We start from the raw sequence: 26,378 nt of genomic DNA, 5'->3' as shown, positions 1-26,378 counted from the left end.
CACAGCACACGCCCAACTGGCACTTGCGCCTATTGAGCAGCACCTTTTGCCTATCGCCACAACACCTGAGGCCCCTGATCAGGTTGCTCATATTTGAGCGACGGCCTAGAATTCAGCTACGCCAATGACGCACCCAAGGGATTGCATGATCTTCATCGAAACGCCGATATTTACCTCGGACCTGAAAGAGCATTTGAACGATGAAGAATACAGAGCACTTCAGCAGCATCTAGCTCAGCATCCGGATACAGGTGCCCTTATCGAGGACACTGTAGGTTTGAGAAAAATCCGCTGGGGCGCGCATGGCAAAGGTAAGAGCGGTGGAGTACGAGTGATCTACTATCACCTGATCTCCGCAAGCCAGATACGACTGATATTGATCTATCGGAAAGGGATCATGGATACCTTGACCGATAAACAGAAGGCTCAGCTTCGAGCACTCAACAAAGGGTGGAAATGATGGAAAAGGATCTCTTCAATCGTCTTGTGGAAAGCATGACTCAAATGGATGAGATTGATCGTGGTGAGCGTCAGCCATCGCGTGAATTCCACATTGATGCGCTTCAGGTCAAAAAGATCCGTCAGGCAACGGGGCTCTCTCAGGCCTCCTTCGCCAAGCGCATTGATGTTGCAGTTGGAACTCTACGCAACTGGGAACAGGGTCGCCGTGAGCCTGAAGGTCCGGCTCGTGCGCTACTGCGTGCGATACACAACGATCCTGAACACGTGCTTGCCGCATTGAGCTGATATTTTCAGCGTGCAACGGCGCGCAGCACTCGTCGTAATTCTCTGTTTAACACTGGTCATCGCACTCACTCATCGCTAGAATTGCGCACTTTTTGATCAGAGGCGCACCAAGCGCCCAACCGGTGCCCGCGTATTGAGCCAGGCACCCTTCACGCCGAGGTTTGCCATGTCCACCGTCACCACGCCGTCCGCCCCCAAGGTAGGCTTCGTTTCCCTGGGTTGCCCGAAAGCCCTGGTCGATTCCGAGCGCATCCTGACCCAACTGCGCATGGAAGGTTACGAAGTCGTTCCGACCTATCAGGATGCGGACGTCGTTGTCGTCAACACCTGCGGTTTCATCGATACCGCCAAGGCTGAATCGCTGGAAGTGATTGGCGAAGCCATTGCCGAAAACGGCAAGGTGATCGTGACCGGCTGCATGGGCGTTGACGAAAACGTTATCCGTAACGTACACCCGAGCGTGCTGTCGGTCACCGGGCCGCAGCAGTACGAGCAAGTGGTCAATGCGGTACACGAAGTCGTGCCACCGAAGCTGGACCACAACCCGCTGATCGATCTGGTACCGCCACAAGGCATCAAGCTGACGCCACGTCACTATGCCTATCTGAAGATTTCCGAAGGCTGCAACCACAGTTGCAGCTTCTGCATCATCCCGTCGATGCGCGGCAAGCTGGTCAGCCGTCCGGTGGGCGATGTGCTCGATGAAGCCCAGCGTCTGGTCAAATCCGGCGTGAAAGAGCTGCTGGTGATTTCCCAGGACACCAGCGCCTACGGTGTCGACATCAAGTACCGCACCGGCTTCTGGAACGGTCAGCCGGTCAAGACCCGCATGACCGAGCTGTGTCAGGCACTCAGTTCGCTGGGCGTCTGGGTTCGCCTGCACTATGTCTATCCGTACCCGCACGTCGATGAGCTGATCCCGCTGATGGCCGCAGGGAAAATCCTGCCGTACCTGGATATTCCGTTCCAGCACGCCAGCCCCAAGGTGCTCAAGAACATGAAGCGCCCGGCCTTTGAAGACAAGACTCTGGCGCGTATCAAGAACTGGCGCGAACAGTGCCCGGACCTGATCATCCGCTCCACCTTCATCGTCGGCTTCCCGGGCGAAACAGAAGAAGACTTCCAGTATCTGCTGGACTGGCTGACCGAAGCCCAGCTCGACCGCGTCGGCTGCTTCCAGTACTCGCCAGTCGAAGGCGCGCCAGCCAACCTGCTGGATGCCGAGATCGTGCCGGACGACGTCAAGCAGGATCGCTGGGATCGCTTCATGGCCCATCAACAGGCCATCAGCGCCGCCCGTCTGCAGATGAAGATCGGCAAGGAAATCGAAGTTCTGATCGATGAAGTCGACGAACGCGGTGCCGTGGGTCGTTGCTTCTTCGACGCACCGGAAATCGACGGCAACGTCTATATCGGCCTCGAAGACGACAGCCCGGTCAAACCCGGCGACAAGATCATGTGCCGCGTGACCGATGCGGACGAATACGATCTGTGGGCAGAAATCATCGACTGAGGTCGAAGTTAAAGCCAGATCAGCCCCGCCCTTGAAAACGGCGGGGCTTTTTTATCTGCCTGGGTTGTCTACTCATGCACATCACGCAAAAGAGCCCATCGAAATGGACCTGTACACGCCAGACCAAAACGATTTTCAAGAACTGGCCAATCTCTGGGAACGCTCGGTACGTGCGACCCACGACTTCCTGCCGGATACTTACATCGCCACGCTCAAGGACCTGCTGTTCACGCATTATCTGGGTTCGGTCACCCTGTTCTGCACCCGCGATGAGCAACTGAACATCACCGGCTTCGCTGGCGTCAGCCGATACAAGCTGGAAATGCTGTTCATCGCACCCGAACAGCGTGGCCAGGGCCAGGGCAAGCAGCTACTCGAACACGCCATCGCGCATTTCCACATCAGCGAACTGGACGTCAACGAACAAAACCCGCAGGCCCTGGGGTTTTATCTCAAGCATGGTTTCGAGATCATCCACCGTAGCGAACTCGACGGGCTGGGGCATCCTTATCCGATCCTGAGAATGCGGCTGCCATCTCGCGAATGAATTCGCGCCCTGATGCTGATCAGTCAAGGTCATGAATTACTTTGTGGGAGGCAGCTTGCTGGCGACTTCACCTTGACTGATCGGCATTGCCCCTGCACCCGATGGTGTGAACCCGTTAATTATTCGCACCGATTATCAGGCGTGCGCAGGTACAATGGCGCCTTTCCCATCAGTAACGGCTTCTTTTCATGACAGACCCCATTCGCCTTTCCAAACGCCTTATCGAACTGGTCGGCTGCTCCCGTCGGGAGGCTGAACTGTATATCGAGGGCGGCTGGGTGACCGTGGATGGCGAGGTGGTCGAAGAGCCGCAATTCAAGGTAGGGAACCAGAAGGTCGAACTCAGCCCCGACGCCAGGGCCGAAACCCCTGAGGCAGTCACGATCATTCTGCACAAGCCCGCCTCGGCCAGTGTCGAAAGCGCTCTGCAACTGATTACTCCCGGCACCCTTTCCCAGGAACACAGCTTCGGCAAGCGCCCGCTCAAGGGCCACTTCCTGCGACTTGAAGCGATCTCGACCTTGCAAGCCAATGCCAGCGGCCTGATGGTGTTCAGCCAGGACTGGAAAATCCTGCGCAAGCTCACCGACGACCGCAGCAAGATAGAGCAGGAATATATCGTGGAAATCTCTGGCGAGATGGTTGCCCATGGCCTGAATCGCCTGAACCACGGCCTGACCTACAAAGGCAAGGAACTGCCCGCCGTCAAAGCCAGCTGGCAGAATGAGAACCGCCTGCGCTTTGCCATGAAAAACCCGCAACCCGGCATCATCGCCCAATTGTGCGAAGCCGTCGGCCTGAAGATCGTTTCGATCCGGCGCATCCGCATCGGTGGCGTCTCCATGGGCAAGTTGCCTGAAGGCCAGTGGCGCTACATGACCGCCAAGGAAAAATTCTAACCCTCCTTTTTGCAGCGCACGACACGACTCGTGCGCCGTTACAACGACTTACCAGGACTCACGCCTCATGATGAACAACGATGTACTGCGCAGCGTGCGCTATATGCTGGATATCAGTGACAGCAAGATTGTCGAAGTCACCCGGCTCACCGGCTTCGAGATCACTAAAAACGATGTGATCGCCTTTACCAAAAAGGAAGAGGAAGAAGGCTACCTCGATTGCAGCGATGAAATCATGGCGCACTTCCTCGATGGCCTGGTGATCTTCAAGCGCGGCAAGGACGACAGCCGTCCACCGCAACCCATTGAATTACCGATCACCAACAACATCGTCCTCAAGAAGCTGCGCGTCGCCTTCGAACTCAAGGAAGACGACATGCACGCCATCCTCAAATCCGTGAACTTCCCGGTATCCAAACCGGAACTCAGCGCCCTGTTTCGCAAGGTTGGCCACAACAACTACCGCGAATGCGGCGACCAGTTGCTGCGTAACTTCCTCAAGGGCCTGACCTTGCGCGTGCGCGGCTGATTCGTGACTTACAACGTCTCCCCTGTCGGGTTCGTGCGTTCCTGCTTCAAGGAAAAATTCGCGATCCCGCGCCAGCCACAACTGGCACCCGCCGCCCGTGGCTGCCTGGAGCTGGTTGCCCCTTTTGATCAGGGCGATGCGGTACAGGGGCTGGAACAGGTCAGTCATGTCTGGTTGCTGTTCCTGTTCCATCAGGCACTGGAAGACAAGCCACGGCTCAAGGTGCGTCCGCCACGCCTGGGCGGCAACCAATCCATGGGCGTGTTCGCCACACGTGCGACGCATCGCCCCAATGGTATCGGGCAATCGGTGGTCAGGCTGGACAAGGTCGAGGCTGGCAAGCTCTGGATCTCCGGCATCGATCTGCTGGACGGCACGCCGGTGCTGGATATCAAGCCCTACGTGCCTTACGCCGACGCCCTCGCGGATGCAACCAACCTCATCGCAAGCGCAGCACCGGAACTGATCCCCGTCCACTGGCAGGACAGCGCATTGGCGCAAGCCCGCCAACACGGGCAGCGTCTGGGCGAGCCTCTGGTCGAACTGATCGAACAATGCCTGGCCCAGGACCCGCGCCCGGCCTATCAGGTGCCTGCGCCGGAACGTCGCTATGGCGCGCAGTTCTGGGATATGGATGTGCGCTGGCACTATCCGCAACCGGGGCTGATCCGGGTGCTTGAGGTTGTTCCGGCAACAAATCCCGCTCAATAAAAAACCGCCTCGCTCATGAAGAGGGAGGCGGCTTTCATCAAACCGGCTTACTTCTCGACGAATGCACGCTCGATCAGGTAATCGCCTGGCTCACGCATACGCGGAGACACCGTCAGGCCGAAGCTGTTGAGCACTTCGCTGGTTTCATCGAGCATGCTCGGGCTGCCGCACAGCATGGCGCGGTCGTCCTGAGGATTGATCGGCGGCAGACCGATGTCGCTGAACAGCTTGCCGCTGCGCATCAGGTCGGTCAGGCGGCCTTCGTTCTCGAAAGGCTCACGAGTAACGGTTGGGTAGTAGATCAGTTTTTCGCGCAGCGCTTCACCGAAGAACTCGTTCTGCGGCAGGTGCTCGGTGATGAATTCGCGGTAGGCGACTTCGTTCACGTAACGTACGCCGTGGCACAGGATGACCTTCTCGAAACGCTCGTAGGTTTCAGGGTCCTGAATGACGCTCATGAACGGCGCCAGGCCAGTGCCGGTGCTCAGCAGGTACAGATGCTTGCCAGGCTTGAGGTCGTCCAGCACCAGAGTACCCGTAGGCTTCTTGCTGATGATGATCTCGTCGCCTTCCTTCAGGTGCTGCAACTGCGAGGTCAGCGGGCCATCAGGCACCTTGATGCTGAAGAATTCCAGATGCTCTTCCCAGTTAGGGCTGGCAATCGAATACGCACGCATGAGCGGGCGACCGTTAGGCTGCTGCAGACCGATCATCACGAATTGACCGTTCTCGAAACGCAGACCCGGGTCGCGGGTGCACTTGAAACTGAAGAGAGTGTCGTTCCAGTGATGGACGCTGAGGACACGCTCGTGGTTCATGTTGCTCATGTACGTAGGAACTCCTGAAAAATTCGTCTGCGCTGGGCATAAGCGCTATTGCGCGACATTCTAGTGGCAGACACAATATCTGTTAAATTAATTATCAAGATATGGGTTATCGGTTATATAGATATGCGATTTACTCTCCGTCAGCTTCAAGTCTTCGTCGCCGTTGCCCAGCAGGAAAGCGTGTCCCGTGCGGCCGTCATGCTTTCGCTCTCGCAATCGGCAGCCAGCACCTCTATTACCGAACTGGAGCGTCAATCCAGTTGCCAGTTGTTCGATCGTGCCGGCAAGCGATTGAGCCTCAACGCGACCGGACGCCAGCTATTACCTCAGGCCGTTGCCCTGCTCGATCAGGCCAAGGAAATCGAAGACCTGCTCAATGGCAAGTCCGGCTTCGGCTCGCTGGCGGTCGGCGCCACGCTGACCATCGGCAATTATCTGGCGACCCTGCTGATCGGTGGTTTCATGCAGCGTCACCCGGAAAGCCAAGTCAAGCTGCATGTCCAGAACACAGCGCATATCGTGCAGCAGGTGGCGCATTACGAAATTGATCTGGGTCTGATCGAGGGTGATTGCAGCCATCCCGATATCGAAGTGCAGTCGTGGGTCGAAGATGAGCTGGTGGTGTTCTGCGCACCTCAGCATCCCCTGGCCAAACGGGGTCACGCCAGCCTGAAGGAACTGACTCATGAAGCCTGGATTCTGCGCGAGCAAGGCTCAGGTACACGCCTGACCTTCGATCAGGCCATGCGTCATCACCGTAACGGATTGAATGTGCGTCTTGAGCTGGAACACACCGAAGCCATCAAGCGGGCGGTGGAATCGGGGTTGGGCATCGGCTGTATTTCCCGGCTGGCCCTGCGCGATGCGTTTCGGCGTGGCAGCCTTGTGGCTCTGGATACGCCGGAGCTGGATCTGTCGCGGCAGTTCTACTTCATCTGGCACAAGCAGAAGTACCAGACCTCTGCCATGCGTGAGTTTCTTGAGCTGTGCCGCGCTTTTACCGCCGGGGTCCAGCGCAGCGACGAGATCGTGATACCGAGCCTTTATTGAATATTGCGGCGGGCTCAGCCCAACAGGATCAGCCCCCAGACCACCGCGATGATGGCCAGCGCGACAAGCTGCGCGGCGCTGCCCATGTCCTTGGCATTCTTGGACAGGGGGTGCAGATCGAGAGAAATGCGGTCAATGGCCGCTTCAACCGCCGAGTTGAGCAATTCGACGATCAGTGCCAGCAGACATACGGCAATCAACAAGGCTTGCTCGGCCCTGCTGACGTTGACCACGAAAGACAACGGGATCAGCACGACATTGAGCAGCACCAGTTGACGGAAAGCCGCTTCGCCCTTGAAAGCAGCCGTCAGACCGTCAAGAGAATAACCAGCAGCATTGAGGATACGTTTCAGGCCGGTCTGGCCCTTGAAGGGTGAAGGCATGGATAGACTACTGTGTCGAAAAGATGAGGAAAGCTAAGGCAAGACAGGTCAAAAAAGCGTGAACCCGATTAATTGGCTGAAACAGACTCCAGCTGTTGCAGCAACAACGCAGCCTGGGTTCGTGTGCGGACCCCCAGCTTGCGGAAAATCGCCGTGACATGCGCCTTGATCGTTGCTTCAGAGACACTGAGCTCATAGGCGATCTGCTTGTTCAACAAGCCTTCACAGACCATGGTCAATACACGGAACTGCTGTGGCGTCAGGCTGGCAAGGCCGGCACTGGCCGCCTTGGCTTCATCCGACACACTGACCACTTCGTTGACTTGCGGCGGCCACCAGACATCGCCATCAAGAACAGTACGCACTGCCTGCTGAATGATTTCCAGAGAACTGGACTTGGGAATGAAGCCACTGGCGCCGAACTCACGGGAGCGCACCACGATTGAGGCTTCTTCCTGAGCGGAGATCATGACCACCGGGATTTGCGGATACTGACCCCGCAGCAACACCAGCCCGGAAAAACCGTAGGCCCCCGGCATGTTCAGATCCAGAAGGACAAGATCCCAGTCGGTCTTCTGCGCCAGATGAGATTCGATCTGGGCAATGCTCTCCGCCTCGACCAGCCGTGCATCAGGCCCAAGGCCAATGCTCAACGCCTGATGCAACGCGCTACGAAACAGCGGGTGATCATCGGCGATCAGGATGTCGTAGGTCATTTTTTGATCCTGTTTTTATAGTGCGAGCCGACAGGGCACATTCACGCCAAGCCAACAAGTTCAGCGCTCAAGCGGCGCCAAGCATGCCCAGCCAGGCAGGAGTGGTCAAGCTTGATACGGCCTTGATTCCAATCTGAACTGGCAATCAGCCTCTATCTGGAGCGCAGACTCCTGCGCCATCAAAGAAAAGCCTTCAGATAACTGTGGGCCGCATCATCCGGGTCGATTGGCCTTTGGAACTTGGCCCCGAGATAGTGGGCGCTGAATACATCCAGATAAGCATCCAGCACACTACTGGCGCTGGTATCTTCAGCCAGTTCCAGGCACAACGCAGCAACCTCGGCCGTACAGAAATGGTCATCGCGCCGGGAACGGCGCAGCCGATAACGCGAGATCTGCTCCGGCTCCAGACTCAAAACCGGGAACCGCTCAAGATACGGGCTCTTGCGGAACATTTTGCGCGCTTCCGTCCAGGTCGCATCCAGCAGAATGAACAACGGACGCTTGCCTTCTTCACGCGCAACCCGGGTTACAACCCGCTCCCTGGCGACGAATTCACCCGGAAACACAATATAAGGCTGCCACTGCGGGTCATCCAGCAAAGCCAGCAGTTGCTCGTCGACTTCGATCCGCGACCAGCCAAAGGCGTGGGTATCCTGAATGACATCGGCGATCAGCCAGCCGGTATTGGTCGGCTTCAGCGGCTCGGTGTCATACATCAACAGGCACATGCCAGACGTTGCAGCGACCTTGGGCCGCCAGGCACACAGGCAATAGCTGGATATCACCCGGCAATCCGTACAGCGCGGCGCTCGGGAACCACGGGCAATGAAAGGCTTGGTGCTACGGGCCAGGCGCTGATCGCGCAGGCGGGAAACAGCATGGCTCATTGAAAGACACGCCCGCTGAAGAAAGGCATCGACACAGCAAAAACTCGACAGGGGTAAAAAGTCTGCGCAGTTTACCAGAGCCCTGCCGGTTCAACCTGCTTTCGAGCCAGTTGGTCCTGACCTATACTGGCGCGCCACTGGAAACGCGCCGTGGGCGGGTTATTCTGAACACACGTTGAAGTTGCTGGTCAAACCGGCCAGCCACTGAATCAGGAGAGTTTGATGCTGCGCCTCATCGCCCCAACCCTTACGCTTTTACTCGTCGCCCCGTTGTGCGCGCAGGCAGCGTCAAAGCAGGAATTCGAGCTCAGCAGCATGCTGGAAAAAGTAGCCAAGGAAAGCAGTATCGGAACGCCAAGGGCAATCAACGAAGACATTCTGGACCAGGGCTACACCGTCAACGGCAAGGAGCTGATCAACCACCTGAGCGTGCGCGAAGGTCAGGCCCGGCAAATGCGCGCCAACCCGGACGCCGTACGCAGCCAGTTGGGTAACAGCGTTTGCCACAACAATGGCTACCGCCAACTGATGACCAAGGGTGCCGTACTCAAATACCAGTTCACCGAGTACAAGACCAACCGCCCGATCATCAGCCAGACCTTCCAGGCCTCGGACTGCGCAGTAAAGAAATCTGGCAAATAAGCAGCATCCCTCGCTTCACCACGCGCCGTCACTCAGGCGGCGCGCTCCTCTTTGTATCCCTCCTCCCAGCCCTTGAGCAGATAGATAATCGATAGCCTTTTAGAGGAAAGCGAGACATTTTCGGGCCATCATATAACCTGAAGAAAGCTTCTATCATCGGCAAAGTACGATGTTTTGTGATCCTGACGGGAGTCTCGCCCGGATCAAGCCATTCTGCAGGAGGAGAAATCTTGAATGCCGTATGTACCTAACGATGTTCTATCGCAACATTTTCAGAGCAATGGCCTGGATATCACCAGCAAGATCGAGGAGCACATCAATCAGGTCGCTCCTGACAGCCCCAACCTGCCTTTGTACCGAGACATGATCCTGACCGTCCTGCGCATGGCCGAAGATGGCCGTAACCGCTGGGACGCCAAGATAACGCTGCAAACACTGCGCGAGCTGGACAGAGCATTCCGGGTGCTGGAGCGTTTCAAGGGACGCCGTAAAGTGACGGTGTTCGGCTCGGCCCGTACGCCAGTGGAACACCCTCTTTATGCGCAGGCCAGGGATCTTGGGGGAAAACTGGCTCGCTCCGACATGATGGTCATCACCGGTGCAGGTGGCGGCATCATGGCTGCTGCACACGAAGGGGCCGGTCGTAACAACAGCCTGGGCTTCAATATCACCCTTCCCTTTGAGCAGCATGCCAATGCGACCGTGGAAGGGACTGAAAACCTCCTGCCATTCCACTTCTTCTTTACCCGCAAGCTGTTCTTCGTCAAGGAGGCCAATGCTCTGGTGCTATGCCCTGGAGGCTTCGGAACACTGGACGAAGCCCTGGAAGTACTGACACTGATCCAGACCGGCAAAAGCCCGCTGGTGCCTATCGTGCTGCTGGATACGCCGGGCGGAAACTTCTGGCAGAGCGCACTGGACTTCATCAAGAACCAGTTGGAGGTCAACCACTACATTCTGCCAGCCGATATGAAACTGATGCGGCTGGTTTACAGCACCGACGAGGCTGTCGAAGAAATCAACAGGTTCTACAGTAACTTTCACTCCAGCCGCTGGCTGAAGAACAAGTTCGTGATTCGCATGCATCACCCGCTCAACGAGCAGGCACTGGCGCACATCCAGAAAGCCTTTGCCGATATCTGCAGCAGCGAAGACTTCCATCAGCACACTTATCAGGGAGAAGAACACGACGAAGCGCAATTCAGTGACCTGACACGCCTTGCATTTTCATTTACAGGGCGTAATCAAGGCCGGCTTCGCGAGTTGATCGACTACATCAACCTGCCAGAGAACCTTGTCAGGAAAGCCTGATATCCGCACTGGATACCTGGCTAATCATCCTCGCCACGGCCGCTCAACAAGCGGCCGATCATATCCAGCGGATACCCGCGATAGCTCAGGAAACGGCCTTGCTGGGCGCGCTCGCGTGCATCGGCAGGCAACCTGCCAGCAAATTTGCGTTGCCAGGTTTCGTACAGACGGGCTTGCCAGTCGACACCGCACTCCCTGAGCGCTTCTTCAATATCGCCTCGCTGCAAGCCACGCTGCCCCAGCTCTTCACGAATACGCAAAGGGCCATAGCCCGAACGTGCCCTGGAGGAAACGAAGCTTTCAAGATAGCGGGATTCAGAGAGCAGCCCTTCCTCGACCAGACGGTCAAGGGCGGACTCGATATGCTCGGGAGAAGCGCCGCGCTGACGCAGCTTGCGCGTCAGCTCGACTCGACCGTGCTCGCGTCGCGCGAGCAGGTCCATTGCGGTTCGTCGTACGGCGACAGTGGTATCGAGCACAACAGGCATGAGGCTTGATCAGATATCTGCGTCGATTTCAGCCATGTCATCGGCATCGGCCGATTCACGGGAGCCAACAGCCTTGGTGTCGACACCTGGAGTCAGCAGCTTGTCGCGGATCTGCTTCTCAAGTGCAGCGCCGATTTCCGGGTTATCCGCCAGGAACTTCGCCGAGTTGGCTTTACCCTGACCGATCTTGCTGCCTTGGTAGCTGTACCACGCGCCGGACTTCTCGACAAAGCCATGCAACACAGCCAGGTCGATGATTTCACCGTTGAGGTAGATACCCTTGCCGTAAAGAATCTGGAACTCTGCCTGACGGAACGGCGGAGCAACCTTGTTCTTCACGATCTTGACGCGGGTTTCACTACCCACCACTTCATCGCCTTCTTTCACGGCGCCGGTGCGGCGAATATCCAGACGTACCGAGGCGTAGAACTTCAGAGCGTTACCACCGGTGGTGGTTTCAGGGCTGCCGAACATCACGCCGATTTTCATACGGATCTGGTTGATGAAGATGACCAGACAGTTGGCGTTCTTGATGTTACCGGTGATCTTGCGCAGCGCCTGAGACATCAGACGTGCTTGCAGACCAACGTGCATGTCACCCATTTCGCCTTCGATTTCGGCCTTGGGTACCAATGCGGCAACGGAGTCGACGACGATGACGTCGACGGCATTGGAGCGCACCAGCATGTCGGTGATTTCCAGGGCCTGCTCACCGGTGTCCGGCTGCGAAACCAGCAGGTCGTCGACATTGACGCCCAGCTTGCCGGCGTATTCAGGGTCCAGTGCGTGCTCGGCATCGACGAACGCACAGGTTGCGCCTGCTTTCTGGGCTTGAGCGATGACCGAAAGGGTCAGCGTGGTTTTACCCGAAGACTCGGGACCGTAGATTTCAACGATCCGGCCTTTAGGCAAGCCGCCGATACCCAGTGCGATATCCAGACCCAGCGAACCGGTGGAAATAGAAGGAATAGCCTGACGATCATGGTCACCCATGCGCATTACGGCACCTTTACCGAATTGACGCTCGATCTGACCCAGGGCCGCAGCCAAGGCTTTCTTCTTGTTGTCGTCCATTGAAGTCCTCACGTAATCAAATTCAATTTAGGGCCTGAGCGATCAGAACACCTGTATAAGTAGACAGTATTATTCCACAGCGATGAGCGCTCGCCTACCCCTGTTTTGGCATTTCTCCAACAGCAAGCTGTATCAGCCCCTCTAGCGCGGCCTTAACCGTTTGTCGGCGCACTTCATCGCGGTCGCCGTCGAACTGTCGACGCTGAGCGACAAGCGTCTCTCCCATGCCCCAGGACAGCCATACCGTGCCGACCGGCTTTTCAACCGAACCACCGCCAGGCCCTGCCACGCCACTGACGGCAACGGCGAAACGAGCGCCACTTTTCTCCTGCGCACCACGCACCATGGCTTCCACGACGGGCTGGCTGACTGCGCCGTGTGTCACAAACAGCTCGGCAGGCACATCGAGCTGCCGGGTTTTCTGAGTATTGGAATAGGTCACATAGCCGGCTTCGAACCAGGCAGAGCTGCCACCGATACGGGTAATGGCTTCGGCAATCCCGCCGCCCGTACAGGACTCTGCGGTAGTGACCTGAGCATTGATGGCTTTTAGATGCTTGCCGAGCGATTCGGCAAGCCGGGTAATTTCATCCACGATCTTTTCCTGTAACAACCGAACGGAGCGAGCCAAAGCGGCCACCTGAGCAGCCGCTCGCTCATGGGGCAACTATGACTCTTTTTTCTTCGGACAGGGTTTGCGGATCGTCTCAACGGTTGTTTCTTTCGGGCGGCGCCTGGCCTCTTCGACAGGAATGAAGCGCCCGCTACCAGAATCCCGTGCTCGTTTGTTCGCCATATAAAAATCCTTTTTTATAAGGTGCCGCCCGTCATTGGGCGACAACGCTGAAAGTCTATACAGCCGATCCACATCACGGGTCGTCTGGAAACCTTCGGTGACGAAACAGGAAGTGTCGGCCATGCCTGCGCTATGAGGGTGTGCGTGGTAACCTTGCGCCCATCGCAAAAACACGGCAGACAGCCCTCGGCACGAGAGGGGTTACATGTCACACCCTGAAATTTGCCCCACCCTTCCAACGAACTTGCCTAACCTACTGATGAATAAAGCAATTTCCGATCTCTCTTCGCACACCCCCATGATGCAGCAGTACTGGAAGCTGAAGAACCAGCATCCCGATCAGCTGATGTTCTACCGCATGGGCGACTTCTATGAAATCTTCTACGAAGACGCCAAAAAAGCCGCCAGGCTGCTGGATATCACCCTGACTGCGCGTGGCCAGTCGGCCGGTCAAAGCATCCCCATGTGCGGCATTCCGTACCATGCAGCCGAAGGGTATCTGGCCAAGCTGGTAAAACTGGGCGAATCAGTGGTGATCTGCGAACAGATCGGCGACCCGGCGACCAGCAAAGGGCCGGTAGAGCGTCAGGTCGTGCGTATCATCACACCGGGCACCATCAGTGACGAAGCCTTCCTTGACGAGCGCCGGGACAACCTGCTCGCGGCGGTCCTGGGTGACGAGCGTCTGTTTGGTCTGGCGGTCCTGGATATCACCAGCGGCAACTTCAGCGTGCTTGAAATCAAGGGCTGGGAAAACCTGCTGGCAGAGCTGGAACGTATCAACCCTGTCGAGCTGCTGATTCCCGACGACTGGCCTCAGGGCCTTCCGGCAGAAAAGCGCCGCGGCTCGCGTCGTCGTGCGCCTTGGGATTTCGAGCGCGATTCAGCGCATAAAAGCCTGTGCCAGCAATTCGCGACTCAGGATCTCAAGGGCTTTGGCTGCGAAAACCTGACACTGGCCATTGGTGCCGCAGGCTGTCTGCTGAGCTATGCCAAGGAAACCCAGCGCACCGCATTGCCGCACTTGCGCAGCCTGCGCCACGAGCGCCTGGACGACACCGTGGTGCTGGATGCCGCCAGCCGCCGCAACCTTGAGCTGGACACGAACCTGGCTGGCGGACGCGACAACACGCTGCAATCGGTCATGGACCGCTGCCAGACAGCCATGGGCACGCGCTTGCTGACCCGCTGGCTCAATCGCCCACTGCGCGACCTGACAGTTCTCCAGGCCCGACAGACTTCGATCGGCTGCTTCCTGGAAAGCTACCGCTTCGAGAGCCTGCAACCGCAGCTCAAGGAAATCGGTGACATCGAGCGCATCCTGGCGCGTATCGGCCTGCGCAACGCCCGTCCACGGGACCTTGCACGCCTGCGTGACGCTCTGGGCGCGCTGCCGGAGCTGCAACAGGCGATGACCAGCCTGGAAGCACCGCATCTGCAACAGTTGGCCCGGACCACAAGCACCTACCCGGAACTTGCAGACCTGCTGCAACGGGCGATCATCGATAACCCGCCCGCCGTGATTCGCGACGGCGGCGTGCTGAAGACCGGCTACGATGCCGAACTGGACGAGTTGCAGTCGCTGAGCGAGAACGCCGGCCAGTTCCTTATCGACCTGGAGGCACGGGAAAAGGCCCGTACCGGCCTTGCCAACCTGAAAGTCGGCTATAACCGCGTACACGGCTACTTCATCGAGCTGCCCAGCAAGCAGGCCGAGCAGGCGCCAGCCGACTATATCCGTCGCCAGACCCTCAAAGGCGCAGAGCGCTTCATTACGCCCGAACTGAAAGAGTTCGAGGACAAGGCGCTGTCAGCCAAGAGCCGCGCCCTGGCACGAGAAAAAATGCTCTACGAGGCCTTGCTGGAAGACCTGATCGGTCATCTGGCACCGCTGCAGGACACCGCTGCGGCTCTGGCCGAGCTGGACGTCTTGAGCAATCTGGCCGAACGCGCACTGAATCTGGATCTCAATTGCCCGCGCTTCTCAAGCGAACCGTGCATGCGCATCGATCAGGGCCGTCATCCGGTGGTCGAACAAGTATTGTCCACACCGTTCGTGGCCAACGACCTGTCTCTGGATGACAACACCCGCATGCTGGTGATTACCGGCCCGAACATGGGCGGTAAATCGACCTACATGCGTCAGACCGCATTGATCGTATTGCTCGCTCACATTGGCAGCTTTGTTCCGGCCGCCAGTTGCGAACTGTCTCTGGTCGACAGGATCTTCACCCGTATCGGCTCCAGCGATGATCTGGCGGGCGGACGCTCGACATTCATGGTGGAAATGAGCGAAACCGCCAATATCCTGCATAACGCAACCGACCGCAGCCTGGTGCTGATGGACGAAGTCGGACGCGGCACCAGCACATTCGACGGTCTTTCGCTGGCCTGGGCTGCGGCAGAATGTCTCGCCCAGTTGCGCGCCTACACCTTGTTCGCCACTCACTATTTCGAGCTGACGGTGCTGCCCGAGAGCGAGCCGCTGGTGAGCAACGTGCACCTGAACGCGACCGAGCACAACGAACGGATTGTCTTCCTGCACCGGGTTCTTCCCGGGCCGGCAAGCCAGAGCTATGGCCTGGCAGTGGCACAACTGGCGGGGGTTCCAGCCAAAGTGATCACGCGCGCCAAGGAACATTTGCTGCGACTGGAAACCACCAGCCTGCCCCATGAGCAACCTCGACCAAAACCCGGAAAACCGGCAGCGCCCATGCAAAGCGACATGTTTGCAAGCCTGCCCCATCCGGTGCTGGAAGAGCTGTCGAAGGTAAAAGTCGACGACCTTACACCTCGTCAGGCACTAGAGTTGCTGTATTCATTGCAAACTCGGGTCTGACGCGAAGCGTTACAAGCTGTTAGAATCCCGCGCGGTTTGGGATGCTCCCAGCTTTTAGCCTGGTTGGGCAGCTATCGAGCCGCGTGAAAACGCAGCGAACCAAGGGTCGAGCGGCAGGCAATGCAGTCCATCTGCCTCAAGGCCGCTCACTCCATGCACGTGTTTTCATAAGGCCGGGAAACGCCCCGAACCTGGCAATCCCTATCTGGAAGGGCAATGCCGCAGCCGCCTGAGGAGAGAATTAGAAATGACCTTCGTCGTCACCGACAACTGCATCAAGTGCAAGTACACCGACTGCGTAGAAGTCTGTCCGGTGGACTGCTTTTACGAAGGCCCGAACTTCCTGGTGATTCACCCGGATGAGTGCATCGATTGCGCGCTTTGTGAGCCTGAATGCCCTGCGCAAGCCATCTTCTCCGAAGATGAGATTCCTGCTGGCATGGAAAACTTCATCGAGCTCAACGCCGAACTCGCAGAAGTGTGGCCCAACATCACAGAAAGAAAAGATGCCCTGCCCGACGCAGAAGAATGGGACGGCAAGACAGGCAAGATCGCAGATCTGGAACGCTGAGTTCCAGGATTGCCAGAAAGGCCCTTCGGGGCTTTTTTTGTGAGTGCAAAACAGGTTTTACAGGCAAAAAAAAGGGGCGGTATGACCCGCCCACATTTTTTCCCTAGTCCCTGTAATCCTTTTCATCATCCTGATGAATCGCTTCTTGCGATGTCCTTGACGGTCCTCCTTGACTGCCTGTGCCTGTCCGTTGGCACAGTTCCGATATTAGTGATTTTCAGGCCGTGGGCAACACCTGAAAATACGCCAGAAAATTTCTTACCTTGCTGTTTAAAAAATAAAATGCCTTTCAATTCATTCAGTTAAAAAATTGCAGTGCAGAAAAATCTTTTATCCCGCCCAATAAGCCCCTGATAGCTTACGAAACGGGTAAGCAAAGGCTTACGTATCGCGCACATATCACCGCCAAAAAAGTCTGTCAGGAATTTCAGACATGCGCAGCCGACTTTATAAGATGGTGATCATGTAAAAGGCCGATGTAAACATTTGATGTTTACATCGGCCTTTCGCACGCAGGGGGGATGCTTATTGGAAGAGGGACTCGCTCGAAAGACCATTCTTTTCGAGGATTTCACGGAGACGTTTCAGACCTTCGACCTGAATCTGGCGAACACGCTCACGGGTAAGGCCAATTTCAAGCCCTACGTCCTCAAGCGTACTGCTTTCATGCCCGCGTAAACCGAAGCGGCGTATCACCACTTCACGCTGCTTGTCGGTCAGCTCGGACAGCCATTGGTCGATACTCTGGGAAAGATCATCATCCTGCAGAAGCTCGCAAGGGTCTGTAGGACGATCATCCGTCAGGGTATCGAGCAGCGTCTTGTCCGAATCAGGCCCCAGAGAGACATCAACCGAAGAAACACGCTCGTTGAGCCCAAGCATGCGCTTGACCTCGCAGACGGGTTTTTCCAGCAGATTTGCAATCTCTTCAGGAGAAGGTTCGTGATCGAGCTTCTGCGTCAACTCACGAGCGGCACGCAGATAGACATTCAGCTCCTTGACGACATGAATCGGCAACCGGATGGTCCGGGTCTGATTCATGATGGCACGCTCGATGGTCTGACGAATCCACCATGTCGCGTAGGTCGAGAAACGGAAACCGCGTTCCGGATCGAATTTTTCGACAGCCCGGATCAAGCCCAGGTTGCCTTCTTCGATCAAATCAAGCAATGACAACCCACGATTGACATAGCGCCTGGCGATTTTAACCACCAGCCGCAGATTGCTTTCAATCATGCGCTTGCGTCCAGCCGGATCCCCACGTTGCGACAATCTCGCAAAGTGGACCTCCTCTTCCGGGGACAACAGGGGAGAAAACCCTATTTCATTGAGATACAACTGGGTGGCATCGAGCGCCCGAGTGTAATCAATATATTTATGTTGTTTGAGCGATGAGTTGTGCTTGGCCTTGGTTCGATCCGAGGCGGCAGTAGACGGCTGCCTCTCGTTCGAGTTGTCCTCCAGGACAATGCCGGTTTCCATGAGGAGCACTTCATCATCGATGTCAAACTCCGGCGCTTCGCTGCTAAGAGCCATTGTTATAGTCCTTTGGTGAGTTCGACCTCAAGCTCAGCGTCGCCTATATCCATGGCAACGTTTGAGCCCATTCCCTCTGCGTCAGGAACAGGCTGACAACTATCAGCGACGTGGCAAAAACTGCAGCGGATCTACAGGCTTTCCTTGTCGGCGAATCTCAAAATGCAGCTTCACCCTGTCAGTTCCTGTTGACCCCATCTCGGCAATTGTCTGCCCCGCCTTGACTTGTTGCCCCTCCCGAACCAAGAGCCTGCGGTTGTGACCGTAGGCGCTGACGTAGGTATCGCTGTGTTTGATGATTATCAATTCGCCGTAGCCCCGCAATCCACTTCCGGCGTATACAACTGATCCATCAGACGCTGCCAAAACAGGCTGTCCCAAATCACCTGCGATATCAATTCCTTTATTCAAACTGCCGTTTGAGGAAAATTTTCCTATCAAAGTGCCACTTGCAGGCCATGCCCAGCCTGTCGGGGACTTGCCTGCCGCGCCTGCGGAAGTATCGCCAGCGGGAGGTATTACCACGGGTGTAACCGCGACGGGCTTGGAAATCACAGTGGTCTTGACCGACCCGGAGCCGCTTGTACGGGTGGATGTAGACGACGTTACAGGGCCAGGTTGTACTACGACTGGAGCGGAGGCCACGTTATCGGATGTTGAATTTGAACGCCCGTCAAAGCGAATCGTCTGACCGGGTTTAATCGTGTAGGGCTCTGGGATCTGGTTGCGCGAAGCCAGTGCTTTCCAGTCCCAGCCGTAACGAAATGCAATGGAAAACAGGGTATCGCCACGTCGCACGACATATTGCCCGGTCGTGACCGCAGGACGTTGTGACGTTACGTTACCGTTGCGATCAACGACACGAACACCGCCCGAAGGAGAACTGGCGCAGCCGACCAAGAGGACACTGAGTGCAATGCCAATCACCAGACGCTGATAACTTGCTGAAAACTTTAGCTGCCGAATGACTGTGTGACTCACCCGCCACTCCCTTTACTGGTGACTGAATTCGAAAGATGCCTATTGTGCCGCAAGAACGGCGGGCAGCCAGTGATTAACTGTGCAAAGCCCTCATCATGCATGAATCATGTATGCGAAATGATGCCATGCTGCCACATATCGCCCTGATCAGCAGGGTGAGTAGACCGATGAGTGCGGTCAGAATTCACTTGAAGCTCCATTTACATGTCAGGCCAGAGGCCCGTTGAGCAATGGCACAAATCGCACGGCACCCAGCACATGCCGGGAAAATCCATTTTCCTCACGAACGATCAACATCAGTTGCTGTACTTCTCCGGAACCAACCGGGATGACCAGCCTTCCGCCCGGAGCCAGTTGATCGAGCAAGGCTTGCGGTACATCAGTGGCCACGGCTGTCACGATGATCCCGTTGTAAGGCGCCAGCGCAGGCCAGCCTTCCCAGCCATCACCCCAGCGAAAGACCACGTTGCGCAGGTTCAACTCGACCAGACGCTCCTTGGCACGGTCCTGCAGCACCTTGATGCGCTCTACCGAGAATACGCGCTCCACAAGCTGGGCCAGCACAGCCGTCTGATAGCCCGACCCGGTGCCGATCTCCAGCACCTTGTCCAGCGGACCAGCCGCCAGCAGCAGTTCACTCATGCGAGCGACCATATAAGGCTGGGAAATGGTCTGGTTATGGCCGATCGGCAGAGCCGTGTCTTCGTAGGCACGGTGCGCGAGGGCTTCATCGACGAACAGATGCCGGGGCGTCTTGCGAATGACGTCCAGCACACGGGTATTGGACAGGCCTTCTTCGTACAGGCGCTGTATCAGTCGCTCGCGAGTACGCTGCGAGGTCATGCCGATGCCGCGACGTAACAGATCATCTTGCTCGCGTGACATCAGATCAGCCCCTCCAGCCAGGTGTTCAGGCTACTGAAACCGTCCTGATAAGTTCGATCCAGTTGCAACGGGGTAATCGATACATAACCCTGCATGACCGCATGAAAATCCGTACCGGCACCACCGTCCTCCGCATCGCCAGCAGCAGCGATCCAGTAACCGGCGCGACCACGGGGATCGACGATTTTCACCGGCGCAGCGGCGCGGGCGCGATGGCCCAGGCGGGTCAGTTGAATCCCGCGAATATGATCAAGCGGCAGATTCGGGATATTGACGTTCAGCACTGTGCGCGGCGGCAGGTCCAGTTGCTCGTGGGCCTCAACCAGCAGGCGCGCATAATGCGCCGCGGTCGCGAGGTTGTCCGGCTGACGCGACAGAAACGAAAAGGCAAACGAAGGCCGCTGTAGAAACCGCCCTTCGAGCGCGGCAGCAACCGTGCCGGAATACAGCACATCGTCCCCGAGATTGGCGCCCAGGTTGATGCCCGAGACCACCATGTCCGGCTCGTACTCCAGAAGGCCATTGAGCCCCAGATGCACGCAGTCGGTCGGCGTGCCATTGAGGCCGATGAAGCCATTGGGCAGCGTATGCGGGTGCAACGGCCGGTCGAGCGTCAACGAGCTGCTGGCGCCGCTTTTATCTTGATCGGGAGCGATAACCGCACAGTCGGCATAATCCGCCAGCGCCGCATACAGCGCCGCGAGACCGGGTGCAGTTACCCCATCATCGTTTGAAATCAGAATACGCATGGGCTGTCCGTCTGCCCAACCGGCACCAGATCAACGAGTTCGCGCACCAATACAGTGGCAAAGCATCCGGGCGGAAGGACGAATTCCAGTTGCAAAATGTCAGGCTCGGGATAATGCCACGTCAAACGGCCAATGGGCAGCCGCAGTATGCGACGTTCGTGCTCCATTGCGGCCTTTATCAGCCATTCGCACAGCACCGACTGCTCGGCGGCAATGCGGTTTTCCAGTTCAGCGGTCGCGCCGGACGCCGGAGAAGCCCCTTCACCCCACTGCGGACCGGTCGGATGCAGGTCCAGAATATCGAGCCTGGGATCACTGCATTCGGCAACACCGGCCGGGAAAAAACTGCGGCTATCGGTAAAGGCCAGCAGATCGCCTGGCTGAGCACGCTCCCAACTGCCATCGGCTACACGTGCAGCCAGCACGCGGTTGAACAGATAGCTGCGGGCCGTCGATAACAGCCGCGAACGGACATTGCGCTGCTCCGGCAAGGCCTTGCGCTCGGCGTAAGCGCGAGCCTCACCCAGATTGCCACCTTGGTAGCCAAAGCGCTGGGCACCGAAATAATTGGGGACTCCCTTGCGGGCGATGGACTCCAGACGCTGATTCAGCGCGTCATGATCGGCATTCAATTGGGTCAGACGCAAGGTGAAGCCATTGGCCGCATGGGCGCCGCGCTGCAACTTGCGCTTGTGGCGGCTGCTCTTGAGGATTTGCAGCGTATCGTCCTGCGCCGCCGAAAGATCGGGATCGGCCTTGCCCGGCAATTGCAGGCTGAACCACTGCCGCGTGAGGGCCTGACGATCCTTCAGGCCGGCATAGCTGACGGTGCGCAACGGCACGCCAGCGGCACGAGCCAGACGACGGGCCGCTTCCTCGGTGTTGAGACCGCGTTTCTCGACCCACAGCCACAGATGCTCGCCATCCCCGGACAGCGGAATATCGAGCACTTCATCGACCTGGAAGTCTTCAGCCGTTGCCTTGAGAACAGCGCTGCCCAGCGCCTCACCATAGGCCCGCTGGCCCAGAAGCTCCAGTTCAGTCATGCGCGCAGCAACAGCGCGACGGCATGCACCGCGATGCCTTCTTCACGGCCGACAAAGCCGAGTTTTTCAGTAGTCGTGGCTTTTACGTTCACCTGATCCAGCTCAACCTGAAGATCTGCGGCAATCAGAGCCCGCATGGCATCGATGTGCGGAGCCATCTTGGGCGCCTGGGCCACAATGGTGGCGTCGACATTGCCGACCTTCCAGCCTTTGCCTTGAACCTGCTTGAGCACATGGCGCAGCAGTACACGGCTGTCCGCACCCTTGAATTGCGGATCAGTGTCTGGAAAGTGCTTGCCGATATCGCCCAGTGCAGCAGCTCCCAGCAAGGCGTCGCTCAGCGCATGCAGCAGAACGTCGCCATCGGAGTGAGCCAGGAGGCCGAAACCGTGTGCAATCCGCACGCCGCCCAAGGTAATGAAATCGCCCTCAGCGAAACGGTGCACATCATAGCCATGGCCAATACGCATAGAAAAACGCCCTGAAAAAAGTCAGGGCGTGATTCTACCTGCTTTGGCGCAAGTTAGGGCCTGTCAGAAATGTCCGAAAAGCGGACAGTCATTCGCTCAGGGCCGCTGCATGGTGGCGCAGGTGATCTTCAATGAAACTGGCAATGAAAAAGTAGCTGTGATCATAGCCAGGCTGCATCCTCAAGGTCAGCGGATGCTGCGCGGTCCTGGCGGCCTGAACCAGGGCTTCGGGCTTGAGTTGATTGACCAGGAAATCATCCCGGTCCCCCTGATCCACCAGGATCGGCAGTTTTTCAGTCGCCTCGGCAATCAGCACCGTGGCATCCCACTCACGCCAGCGTGAACGGTCCTCTCCCAGATAGTGGGAGAAGGCCTTCTGTCCCCAAGGGCAATCGATCGGATTGCTGATCGGCGAAAACGCCGAAACCGACCGGTAGCGCCCCGGATTGCGCAAGGCACAGACCAGAGCCCCGTGACCGCCCATGGAATGGCCGCTGATCCCACGGGCCTGAGAAGCAGGAAAATGCTCCTCGACCAGAGCCGGCAGCTCATCGACCACATAGTCGTGCATCCGATAGTGCTTGGCCCAGGGTTGCGCGGTGGCATTCAGGTAAAACCCGGCCCCCAGCCCAAAGTCCCAGGCGCCATCGGGATCATCGGGTACATCCGCGCCACGCGGGCTGGTATCAGGTGCAACCAGGATCAACCCCAGTTCGGCGGCAACCCTCTGGGCCGCCGCTTTCTGCATGAAGTTTTCGTCGTTGCAGGTCAGGCCGGACAACCAGTACAGCACAGGCAACTTGCCGCCCTGCTCCGCCTGTGGCGGCAGGTAAACCGCAAACACCATGTCGCAACCCAGCGTCGCAGAATGATGCTTGTAACGCTTGAGCCAGCCGCCGAAGCTTTTCTGGCAGGAAATATTTTCCAGAGTCATAGTCGCACGCTCCTGAGCTTCAAGTTTCAAGCTTTAAGCTGCAAGAAGAGGCCGTACGCTCACTTGCAGCTTTTAGCTTTCAGCTTGAAGCTGCCCCTCAAAAATGAATGACAGAACGAATGCTTTTGCCTTCGTGCATCAGGTCGAATGCCTTGTTGATGTCTTCCAGACCCATGGTGTGGGTGATGAAGGTATCCAGCGGGATTTCGCCGGTTTGCGACATGTCGACGTAGCTTGGCAACTCGGTACGGCCACGTACGCCACCAAATGCCGAACCGCGCCAGACGCGGCCGGTCACCAACTGGAATGGACGGGTGGCGATTTCCTGGCCGGCACCGGCCACGCCGATGATGACCGACTCACCCCAGCCCTTGTGGCAGCATTCCAGAGCTGCACGCATCAGTTGCACATTGCCAATGCACTCGAAAGAGAAGTCCACGCCGCCATCGGTCATGTCGACGATCACTTCCTGGATCGGACGATCGAAGTCTTTCGGGTTGACGCAATCGGTTGCACCCAGCTGTTTGGCGATTTCGAACTTGGCCGGGTTGATGTCGATGGCAATGATGCGCGCAGCCTTGGCCTTGACCGCACCGATGACTGCCGACAGGCCAATACCGCCCAGGCCGAAGATCGCTACGGTGTCACCCGGTTTTACCTTCGCGGTATTGAGTACCGCACCGATCCCGGTGGTGACGCCGCAACCCAGCAGGCAGACTTTTTCCAGCGGTGCTTCTTTCTGGATTTTGGCTACCGAGATTTCCGGCAGGACTGTGTATTCGGAAAAGGTCGATGTGCCCATGTAGTGGAAAATCGGCTGACCTTTGTAGGAAAAGCGTGCAGTACCATCCGGCATCAGGCCTTTGCCTTGAGTCGCACGGATCGACTGGCAGAGGTTGGTTTTACCCGACAGACAGAATTTGCACTGGCGGCATTCCGGGGTGTACAGCGGGATCACATGATCACCCACGGCAACCGACGTCACACCTTCACCGATGGCTTCGACAATGGCGCCGCCTTCATGGCCCAGAATCGCCGGGAAGATGCCTTCCGGGTCAGCACCGGAGAGCGTGTAGGCATCGGTGTGGCAAACGCCGGAAGCCACGACACGCAGCAGCACTTCTCCCGCCTTGGGCATGGCGACATCGACTTCAACGATTTCCAATGGCTTCTTGGCTTCAAAGGCAACAGCAGCACGCGACTTGATCATCGATCTTCTCCAGCGAGATAAAAACAAGGTCTGGAGTGTAGTACAGTGCCGTTCAGTTAATAATCCAGACAAAAGCAAAACATTATTGCTGCACAGGGATAATCGATGTACACGAATCGCTGGGAAGGTCTGGATGAATTTGTCGCGGTAGCGGAATGCGGGCAGTTCACTGCGGCAGCCCAACGCCTTGGCGTCTCCTCCTCGCACATCAGTCGCCAGATCGTGCGTCTTGAAGAACGCCTGCAAACCCGTTTGCTGTACCGCAGCACAAGACGTGTAGCCTTGACCGAGGCCGGTCAGACATTTCTGCATCATTGCCAGCGCCTGCAGGATGGGCGTGAAGAAGCACTGCGCGCCGTGGGCGATCTGACCAGCGAGCCGAAAGGCCTGTTACGCATGACCTGCGCCGTGGCCTACGGCGAGCGCTTCATCACACCGCTGGTCACACGCTTCATGGACCTGTATCCGCAACTGCGTGTCGATATCGAGCTGAGCAATGACACCCTGGACCTGGTTCACGAAGGGATGGATCTGGCCATTCGCCTGGGCCGACTACAGGACTCGCGACTTGTCGCCGTGCGGCTTGCGCCACGGCGCATGTACCTGTGCGCGTCGCCGTCTTATCTGGAACGTTACGGTCGGCCTCATAGCCTGTCGGAATTGAGCCGCCACAATTGCCTGATTGGCAGCAGTGACACCTGGCTGCTACAGCAGAACGGGAGAGAGTTTTCGCAACGCATTCAGGGAAACTGGCGCTGCAATAGCGGGCAGGCCGTGCTGAATGCAGCGCTGCATGGCGTCGGCCTGTGTCAGCTTCCGGATTACTACGTGCAGGAACATCTTAAAAACGGCAGTTTGATTTCCCTGCTGGAAGCGCATCAACCACCCAACACCGCCGTCTGGGCGCTTTACCCGCAGCAACGCCACCTGTCACCCAAGGTGCGCAAGCTGGTCGATTACTTGAAGGAAGGGTTGGCGATGCGTGAGGAATACAACGCCTAATTGCCCATGGACCTGCGCTGACGCAGCCATTCAAGGTCTTCGGGGCGCGTAACCTTGATGTTATCGGACCGCCCTTCGATCAGACGCGGCGACTGTCCTGCCCACTCGATGGCCGAAGCTTCATCGGTAATGCTGACATTCGACACCTTGCTGTCGGCCAGCGCCCGATGCAAGGCACCCAGCCGAAACATCTGTGGCGTATAGGCCTGCCAGATCAGGCTGCGATCAACGGTTTGCGCGACACGACCATGCTCATCCGCACGCTTGAGGGTATCGCGAGCCGGCACCGCCAGCAGGCCACCCACCGGATCGTCCGCCAGTTCGCCCAGCAGGTTGTCCAGATCGCTGCGCGCAAGGTTCGGGCGCGCTGCATCGTGGACCAGTACCCAGTCGTCATCGCTGGCGCCCTGGGCATGCAGGTGCAACAAGGCATTAAGTACCGAGTCCGACCGTTCCTTGCCGCCATCCACCCGCTGGATACGGGAATCCAGCGCACACGGCAAGGTTGGCCAGTATGGGTCGTCCACAGCCAGGCTGATCACCATGCCCTTGAGGCGTGGGTGATCGAGAAAACAAAGCAGGCTGTGTTCAAGAATAGTGAGGCCGCCCAGTTGCAGGTATTGCTTGGGACGGTCTGCTGCCATGCGAGCACCAACGCCCGCCGCAGGAATCACTGCCCAGAAGGCAGGAAGAGAATCTTTCATTGCACCAACGTCATTGCGCCAACTGATAGAGGGTTTCGCCATCCTTGACCATGCCAAGCTCATGGCGGGCACGTTCTTCAACGGTTTCAAGGCCCTTTTTCAGTTCCATGACCTCAGCATCCAGAACGCGGTTTCGTTCAAGCAGAACTTCGTTTTCGGCATGCTGCTCTGCAATTTGCTCGGTCAGGCTGGCCACTTGCGCCAGACTTCCATTACCCACCCACAGGCGATACTGAAGACCACCTAGCAGCAGGATCAGGATGAGGAACAACCAGTTAGGACTGCGCATGAAATATCAGGTACCCAGTAAAAAAGACTGCAGAGCCAA

General features: G+C 57.4%; 31 protein-coding genes. 13 read left to right on the top strand and 18 right to left on the bottom strand.

Annotation, left to right across the window (positions count from 1 at the left end):
• Positions 1 to 145: 145 nt before the first annotated feature.
• The 7 genes from ACODS3_RS24570 to tsaA all read left to right on the top strand — a co-directional run bounded on the left by ACODS3_RS24570 (position 146) and on the right by tsaA (position 4,946).
• Complete coding sequence (locus ACODS3_RS24570) at positions 146 to 460, top strand: hypothetical protein (protein ID WP_489036668.1); 315 nt, start codon at positions 146 to 148, stop codon at positions 458 to 460.
• Positions 460 to 747: a helix-turn-helix domain-containing protein gene (locus ACODS3_RS24565; protein ID WP_201017865.1), complete on the top strand. Its 288-nt coding sequence runs from the start codon at positions 460 to 462 to the stop codon at positions 745 to 747. Before ACODS3_RS24570 ends, ACODS3_RS24565 begins: the two co-directional genes overlap by 1 nt.
• 166 nt (positions 748 to 913) lie before the next feature.
• On the top strand, positions 914 to 2,260 hold the full coding sequence (gene rimO, locus ACODS3_RS24560) for a 30S ribosomal protein S12 methylthiotransferase RimO (RefSeq protein WP_201003507.1): 1,347 nt from the start codon (positions 914 to 916) through the stop codon (positions 2,258 to 2,260).
• A gap of 103 nt (positions 2,261 to 2,363) precedes the next feature.
• A complete protein-coding gene (locus ACODS3_RS24555; RefSeq protein WP_201017866.1) occupies positions 2,364 to 2,807 on the top strand; it encodes a GNAT family N-acetyltransferase in 444 nt (147 codons plus the stop codon).
• Positions 2,808 to 2,995: 188 nt separating this feature from the next.
• Positions 2,996 to 3,706 (top strand): rRNA pseudouridine synthase, encoded by a 711-nt coding sequence (locus tag ACODS3_RS24550; RefSeq protein ID WP_201017867.1) that lies wholly within the window; start codon positions 2,996 to 2,998, stop codon positions 3,704 to 3,706.
• Positions 3,707 to 3,773: 67 nt separating this feature from the next.
• The gene (locus ACODS3_RS24545; protein WP_201017868.1) at positions 3,774 to 4,235 is read left to right on the top strand and encodes a YehS family protein; all 462 of its coding nucleotides are present in this window, start codon (positions 3,774 to 3,776) and stop codon (positions 4,233 to 4,235) included.
• 3 nt (positions 4,236 to 4,238) lie between these two features.
• Positions 4,239 to 4,946, top strand: coding sequence for a tRNA (N6-threonylcarbamoyladenosine(37)-N6)-methyltransferase TrmO (gene tsaA / locus ACODS3_RS24540; protein WP_201017869.1), 708 nt, complete (start codon positions 4,239 to 4,241; stop codon positions 4,944 to 4,946).
• A 47-nt stretch (positions 4,947 to 4,993) separates the two neighbouring features.
• Here tsaA and fpr read toward each other — a convergent pair whose 3' ends face one another.
• A complete protein-coding gene (fpr, locus tag ACODS3_RS24535; protein WP_007923929.1) occupies positions 4,994 to 5,773 on the bottom strand; it encodes a ferredoxin-NADP reductase in 780 nt (259 codons plus the stop codon).
• A 123-nt stretch (positions 5,774 to 5,896) separates the two neighbouring features.
• Between fpr and ACODS3_RS24530 the strand changes: the two genes are divergently transcribed.
• The gene (locus tag ACODS3_RS24530; protein WP_201003517.1) at positions 5,897 to 6,823 is read left to right on the top strand and encodes a LysR family transcriptional regulator; all 927 of its coding nucleotides are present in this window, start codon (positions 5,897 to 5,899) and stop codon (positions 6,821 to 6,823) included.
• A 14-nt stretch (positions 6,824 to 6,837) separates the two neighbouring features.
• Here the strand turns inward: ACODS3_RS24530 and ACODS3_RS24525 are convergent, their stop codons facing one another.
• The 3 genes from ACODS3_RS24525 to ACODS3_RS24515 all read right to left on the bottom strand — a co-directional run bounded on the left by ACODS3_RS24525 (position 6,838) and on the right by ACODS3_RS24515 (position 8,812).
• Entirely contained in the window at positions 6,838 to 7,206 is a 369-nt protein-coding gene (locus tag ACODS3_RS24525) for a diacylglycerol kinase (protein ID WP_201017870.1), read from the bottom strand.
• A 68-nt stretch (positions 7,207 to 7,274) separates the two neighbouring features.
• Complete coding sequence (erdR, locus tag ACODS3_RS24520; protein WP_201017871.1) at positions 7,275 to 7,922, bottom strand: response regulator transcription factor ErdR; 648 nt, start codon at positions 7,920 to 7,922, stop codon at positions 7,275 to 7,277.
• 179 nt (positions 7,923 to 8,101) lie between these two features.
• On the bottom strand, positions 8,102 to 8,812 hold the full coding sequence (locus ACODS3_RS24515) for a tRNA-uridine aminocarboxypropyltransferase (RefSeq protein ID WP_201017872.1): 711 nt from the start codon (positions 8,810 to 8,812) through the stop codon (positions 8,102 to 8,104).
• Positions 8,813 to 9,034: 222 nt separating this feature from the next.
• Between ACODS3_RS24515 and ACODS3_RS24510 the strand changes: the two genes are divergently transcribed.
• Both ACODS3_RS24510 and ACODS3_RS24505 read left to right on the top strand, forming a co-directional pair.
• The gene (locus ACODS3_RS24510) at positions 9,035 to 9,454 is read left to right on the top strand and encodes a quorum-sensing-regulated virulence factor family protein (RefSeq protein ID WP_201017873.1); all 420 of its coding nucleotides are present in this window, start codon (positions 9,035 to 9,037) and stop codon (positions 9,452 to 9,454) included.
• Positions 9,455 to 9,688: 234 nt separating this feature from the next.
• Complete coding sequence (locus ACODS3_RS24505; protein WP_489036661.1) at positions 9,689 to 10,765, top strand: LOG family protein; 1,077 nt, start codon at positions 9,689 to 9,691, stop codon at positions 10,763 to 10,765.
• A gap of 20 nt (positions 10,766 to 10,785) precedes the next feature.
• Here the strand turns inward: ACODS3_RS24505 and recX are convergent, their stop codons facing one another.
• The 4 genes from recX to ACODS3_RS24485 all read right to left on the bottom strand — a co-directional run bounded on the left by recX (position 10,786) and on the right by ACODS3_RS24485 (position 13,246).
• A complete protein-coding gene (gene recX / locus ACODS3_RS24500; RefSeq protein ID WP_201017875.1) occupies positions 10,786 to 11,253 on the bottom strand; it encodes a recombination regulator RecX in 468 nt (155 codons plus the stop codon).
• A 9-nt stretch (positions 11,254 to 11,262) separates the two neighbouring features.
• Positions 11,263 to 12,327 carry a recombinase RecA gene (gene recA / locus ACODS3_RS24495; protein ID WP_201003531.1) on the bottom strand — a complete coding sequence of 355 codons (1,065 nt, stop codon included), beginning with the start codon at positions 12,325 to 12,327 and terminating at the stop codon, positions 11,263 to 11,265.
• A 94-nt stretch (positions 12,328 to 12,421) separates the two neighbouring features.
• Positions 12,422 to 12,922 (bottom strand): CinA family protein, encoded by a 501-nt coding sequence (locus ACODS3_RS24490; RefSeq protein ID WP_304575049.1) that lies wholly within the window; start codon positions 12,920 to 12,922, stop codon positions 12,422 to 12,424.
• Positions 12,923 to 12,994: 72 nt separating this feature from the next.
• Complete coding sequence (locus ACODS3_RS24485) at positions 12,995 to 13,246, bottom strand: competence protein CinA (RefSeq protein ID WP_201018101.1); 252 nt, start codon at positions 13,244 to 13,246, stop codon at positions 12,995 to 12,997.
• 148 nt (positions 13,247 to 13,394) lie between these two features.
• Between ACODS3_RS24485 and mutS the strand changes: the two genes are divergently transcribed.
• Together mutS and fdxA are read left to right on the top strand one after the other, a co-directional pair.
• Positions 13,395 to 15,962, top strand: a complete 2,568-nt coding sequence (gene mutS, locus ACODS3_RS24480) for a DNA mismatch repair protein MutS (RefSeq protein WP_201018089.1) — start codon at positions 13,395 to 13,397, stop codon at positions 15,960 to 15,962.
• 247 nt (positions 15,963 to 16,209) lie between these two features.
• Entirely contained in the window at positions 16,210 to 16,533 is a 324-nt protein-coding gene (fdxA, locus tag ACODS3_RS24475) for a ferredoxin FdxA (protein WP_012270863.1), read from the top strand.
• Between the two features lie 525 nt (positions 16,534 to 17,058).
• Here the strand turns inward: fdxA and rpoS are convergent.
• The 8 genes from rpoS to ACODS3_RS24435 all read right to left on the bottom strand — a co-directional run bounded on the left by rpoS (position 17,059) and on the right by ACODS3_RS24435 (position 24,344).
• A complete protein-coding gene (gene rpoS, locus ACODS3_RS24470; protein WP_201003535.1) occupies positions 17,059 to 18,069 on the bottom strand; it encodes an RNA polymerase sigma factor RpoS in 1,011 nt (336 codons plus the stop codon).
• Between the two features lie 102 nt (positions 18,070 to 18,171).
• Complete coding sequence (locus tag ACODS3_RS24465; protein WP_201003537.1) at positions 18,172 to 19,050, bottom strand: peptidoglycan DD-metalloendopeptidase family protein; 879 nt, start codon at positions 19,048 to 19,050, stop codon at positions 18,172 to 18,174.
• Between the two features lie 207 nt (positions 19,051 to 19,257).
• Complete coding sequence (locus ACODS3_RS24460) at positions 19,258 to 19,893, bottom strand: protein-L-isoaspartate(D-aspartate) O-methyltransferase (protein ID WP_176767549.1); 636 nt, start codon at positions 19,891 to 19,893, stop codon at positions 19,258 to 19,260.
• Positions 19,894 to 19,934: 41 nt separating this feature from the next.
• The gene (surE, locus tag ACODS3_RS24455) at positions 19,935 to 20,684 is read right to left on the bottom strand and encodes a 5'/3'-nucleotidase SurE (protein ID WP_201017877.1); all 750 of its coding nucleotides are present in this window, start codon (positions 20,682 to 20,684) and stop codon (positions 19,935 to 19,937) included.
• Positions 20,672 to 21,730, bottom strand: coding sequence for a tRNA pseudouridine(13) synthase TruD (gene truD, locus ACODS3_RS24450; RefSeq protein ID WP_201017878.1), 1,059 nt, complete (start codon positions 21,728 to 21,730; stop codon positions 20,672 to 20,674). Before truD ends, surE begins: the two co-directional genes overlap by 13 nt.
• Positions 21,727 to 22,200 carry a 2-C-methyl-D-erythritol 2,4-cyclodiphosphate synthase gene (gene ispF / locus ACODS3_RS24445; protein WP_025258969.1) on the bottom strand — a complete coding sequence of 158 codons (474 nt, stop codon included), beginning with the start codon at positions 22,198 to 22,200 and terminating at the stop codon, positions 21,727 to 21,729. The genes truD and ispF overlap by 4 nt, the downstream gene beginning before the upstream one ends.
• 88 nt (positions 22,201 to 22,288) lie before the next feature.
• Positions 22,289 to 23,134, bottom strand: coding sequence for an S-formylglutathione hydrolase (gene fghA / locus ACODS3_RS24440; RefSeq protein ID WP_201003545.1), 846 nt, complete (start codon positions 23,132 to 23,134; stop codon positions 22,289 to 22,291).
• Positions 23,135 to 23,231: 97 nt separating this feature from the next.
• A complete protein-coding gene (locus ACODS3_RS24435; RefSeq protein WP_201003547.1) occupies positions 23,232 to 24,344 on the bottom strand; it encodes an S-(hydroxymethyl)glutathione dehydrogenase/class III alcohol dehydrogenase in 1,113 nt (370 codons plus the stop codon).
• A gap of 105 nt (positions 24,345 to 24,449) precedes the next feature.
• Here ACODS3_RS24435 and ACODS3_RS24430 point away from each other — a divergent pair, with 105 nt between their 5' ends.
• Positions 24,450 to 25,346 carry a LysR substrate-binding domain-containing protein gene (locus ACODS3_RS24430; protein ID WP_489036656.1) on the top strand — a complete coding sequence of 299 codons (897 nt, stop codon included), beginning with the start codon at positions 24,450 to 24,452 and terminating at the stop codon, positions 25,344 to 25,346.
• Here the strand turns inward: ACODS3_RS24430 and ispD are convergent.
• Both ispD and ftsB read right to left on the bottom strand, forming a co-directional pair.
• Positions 25,343 to 26,050 (bottom strand): 2-C-methyl-D-erythritol 4-phosphate cytidylyltransferase, encoded by a 708-nt coding sequence (gene ispD / locus ACODS3_RS24425; protein WP_201003551.1) that lies wholly within the window; start codon positions 26,048 to 26,050, stop codon positions 25,343 to 25,345. The genes ACODS3_RS24430 and ispD overlap by 4 nt on opposite strands.
• Positions 26,051 to 26,060: 10 nt before the next feature.
• The gene (gene ftsB / locus ACODS3_RS24420; RefSeq protein ID WP_025258964.1) at positions 26,061 to 26,339 is read right to left on the bottom strand and encodes a cell division protein FtsB; all 279 of its coding nucleotides are present in this window, start codon (positions 26,337 to 26,339) and stop codon (positions 26,061 to 26,063) included.
• Positions 26,340 to 26,378: the final 39 nt, after the last annotated feature.

The organism is Pseudomonas sp. FG43, assembly GCF_057809175.1.
Note: the sequence above shows the minus strand (reverse complement) of the source record. Positions and strands in the feature narration are given on the sequence as shown.

Bases quoted from the DNA above. Each gene is read 5' to 3' on its own strand.
- ACODS3_RS24570 (WP_489036668.1), top strand. From the start codon at position 146: ATGATCTTCATCGAAACGCCGATATTTACCTCGGACCTGAAAGAGCAT.
- ACODS3_RS24565 (WP_201017865.1), top strand. From the start codon at position 460: ATGGAAAAGGATCTCTTCAATCGTCTTGTGGAAAGCATGACTCAAATG.
- rimO (WP_201003507.1), top strand. From the start codon at position 914: ATGTCCACCGTCACCACGCCGTCCGCCCCCAAGGTAGGCTTCGTTTCC.
- ACODS3_RS24555 (WP_201017866.1), top strand. From the start codon at position 2,364: ATGGACCTGTACACGCCAGACCAAAACGATTTTCAAGAACTGGCCAAT.
- ACODS3_RS24550 (WP_201017867.1), top strand. From the start codon at position 2,996: ATGACAGACCCCATTCGCCTTTCCAAACGCCTTATCGAACTGGTCGGC.
- ACODS3_RS24545 (WP_201017868.1), top strand. From the start codon at position 3,774: ATGATGAACAACGATGTACTGCGCAGCGTGCGCTATATGCTGGATATC.
- fpr (WP_007923929.1), bottom strand. From the start codon at position 5,773: ATGAGCAACATGAACCACGAGCGTGTCCTCAGCGTCCATCACTGGAAC.
- ACODS3_RS24530 (WP_201003517.1), top strand. From the start codon at position 5,897: ATGCGATTTACTCTCCGTCAGCTTCAAGTCTTCGTCGCCGTTGCCCAG.
- ACODS3_RS24525 (WP_201017870.1), bottom strand. From the start codon at position 7,206: ATGCCTTCACCCTTCAAGGGCCAGACCGGCCTGAAACGTATCCTCAAT.
- erdR (WP_201017871.1), bottom strand. From the start codon at position 7,922: ATGACCTACGACATCCTGATCGCCGATGATCACCCGCTGTTTCGTAGC.
- ACODS3_RS24515 (WP_201017872.1), bottom strand. From the start codon at position 8,812: ATGAGCCATGCTGTTTCCCGCCTGCGCGATCAGCGCCTGGCCCGTAGC.
- ACODS3_RS24510 (WP_201017873.1), top strand. From the start codon at position 9,035: ATGCTGCGCCTCATCGCCCCAACCCTTACGCTTTTACTCGTCGCCCCG.
- ACODS3_RS24505 (WP_489036661.1), top strand. From the start codon at position 9,689: ATGCCGTATGTACCTAACGATGTTCTATCGCAACATTTTCAGAGCAAT.
- recX (WP_201017875.1), bottom strand. From the start codon at position 11,253: ATGCCTGTTGTGCTCGATACCACTGTCGCCGTACGACGAACCGCAATG.
- recA (WP_201003531.1), bottom strand. From the start codon at position 12,327: ATGGACGACAACAAGAAGAAAGCCTTGGCTGCGGCCCTGGGTCAGATC.
- ACODS3_RS24485 (WP_201018101.1), bottom strand. From the start codon at position 13,246: ATGGCCGACACTTCCTGTTTCGTCACCGAAGGTTTCCAGACGACCCGT.
- fdxA (WP_012270863.1), top strand. From the start codon at position 16,210: ATGACCTTCGTCGTCACCGACAACTGCATCAAGTGCAAGTACACCGAC.
- rpoS (WP_201003535.1), bottom strand. From the start codon at position 18,069: ATGGCTCTTAGCAGCGAAGCGCCGGAGTTTGACATCGATGATGAAGTG.
- ACODS3_RS24460 (WP_176767549.1), bottom strand. From the start codon at position 19,893: ATGACCTCGCAGCGTACTCGCGAGCGACTGATACAGCGCCTGTACGAA.
- surE (WP_201017877.1), bottom strand. From the start codon at position 20,684: ATGCGTATTCTGATTTCAAACGATGATGGGGTAACTGCACCCGGTCTC.
- truD (WP_201017878.1), bottom strand. From the start codon at position 21,730: ATGACTGAACTGGAGCTTCTGGGCCAGCGGGCCTATGGTGAGGCGCTG.
- ispF (WP_025258969.1), bottom strand. From the start codon at position 22,200: ATGCGTATTGGCCATGGCTATGATGTGCACCGTTTCGCTGAGGGCGAT.
- fghA (WP_201003545.1), bottom strand. From the start codon at position 23,134: ATGACTCTGGAAAATATTTCCTGCCAGAAAAGCTTCGGCGGCTGGCTC.
- ACODS3_RS24435 (WP_201003547.1), bottom strand. From the start codon at position 24,344: ATGATCAAGTCGCGTGCTGCTGTTGCCTTTGAAGCCAAGAAGCCATTG.
- ACODS3_RS24430 (WP_489036656.1), top strand. From the start codon at position 24,450: ATGTACACGAATCGCTGGGAAGGTCTGGATGAATTTGTCGCGGTAGCG.
- ispD (WP_201003551.1), bottom strand. From the start codon at position 26,050: ATGAAAGATTCTCTTCCTGCCTTCTGGGCAGTGATTCCTGCGGCGGGC.
- ftsB (WP_025258964.1), bottom strand. From the start codon at position 26,339: ATGCGCAGTCCTAACTGGTTGTTCCTCATCCTGATCCTGCTGCTAGGT.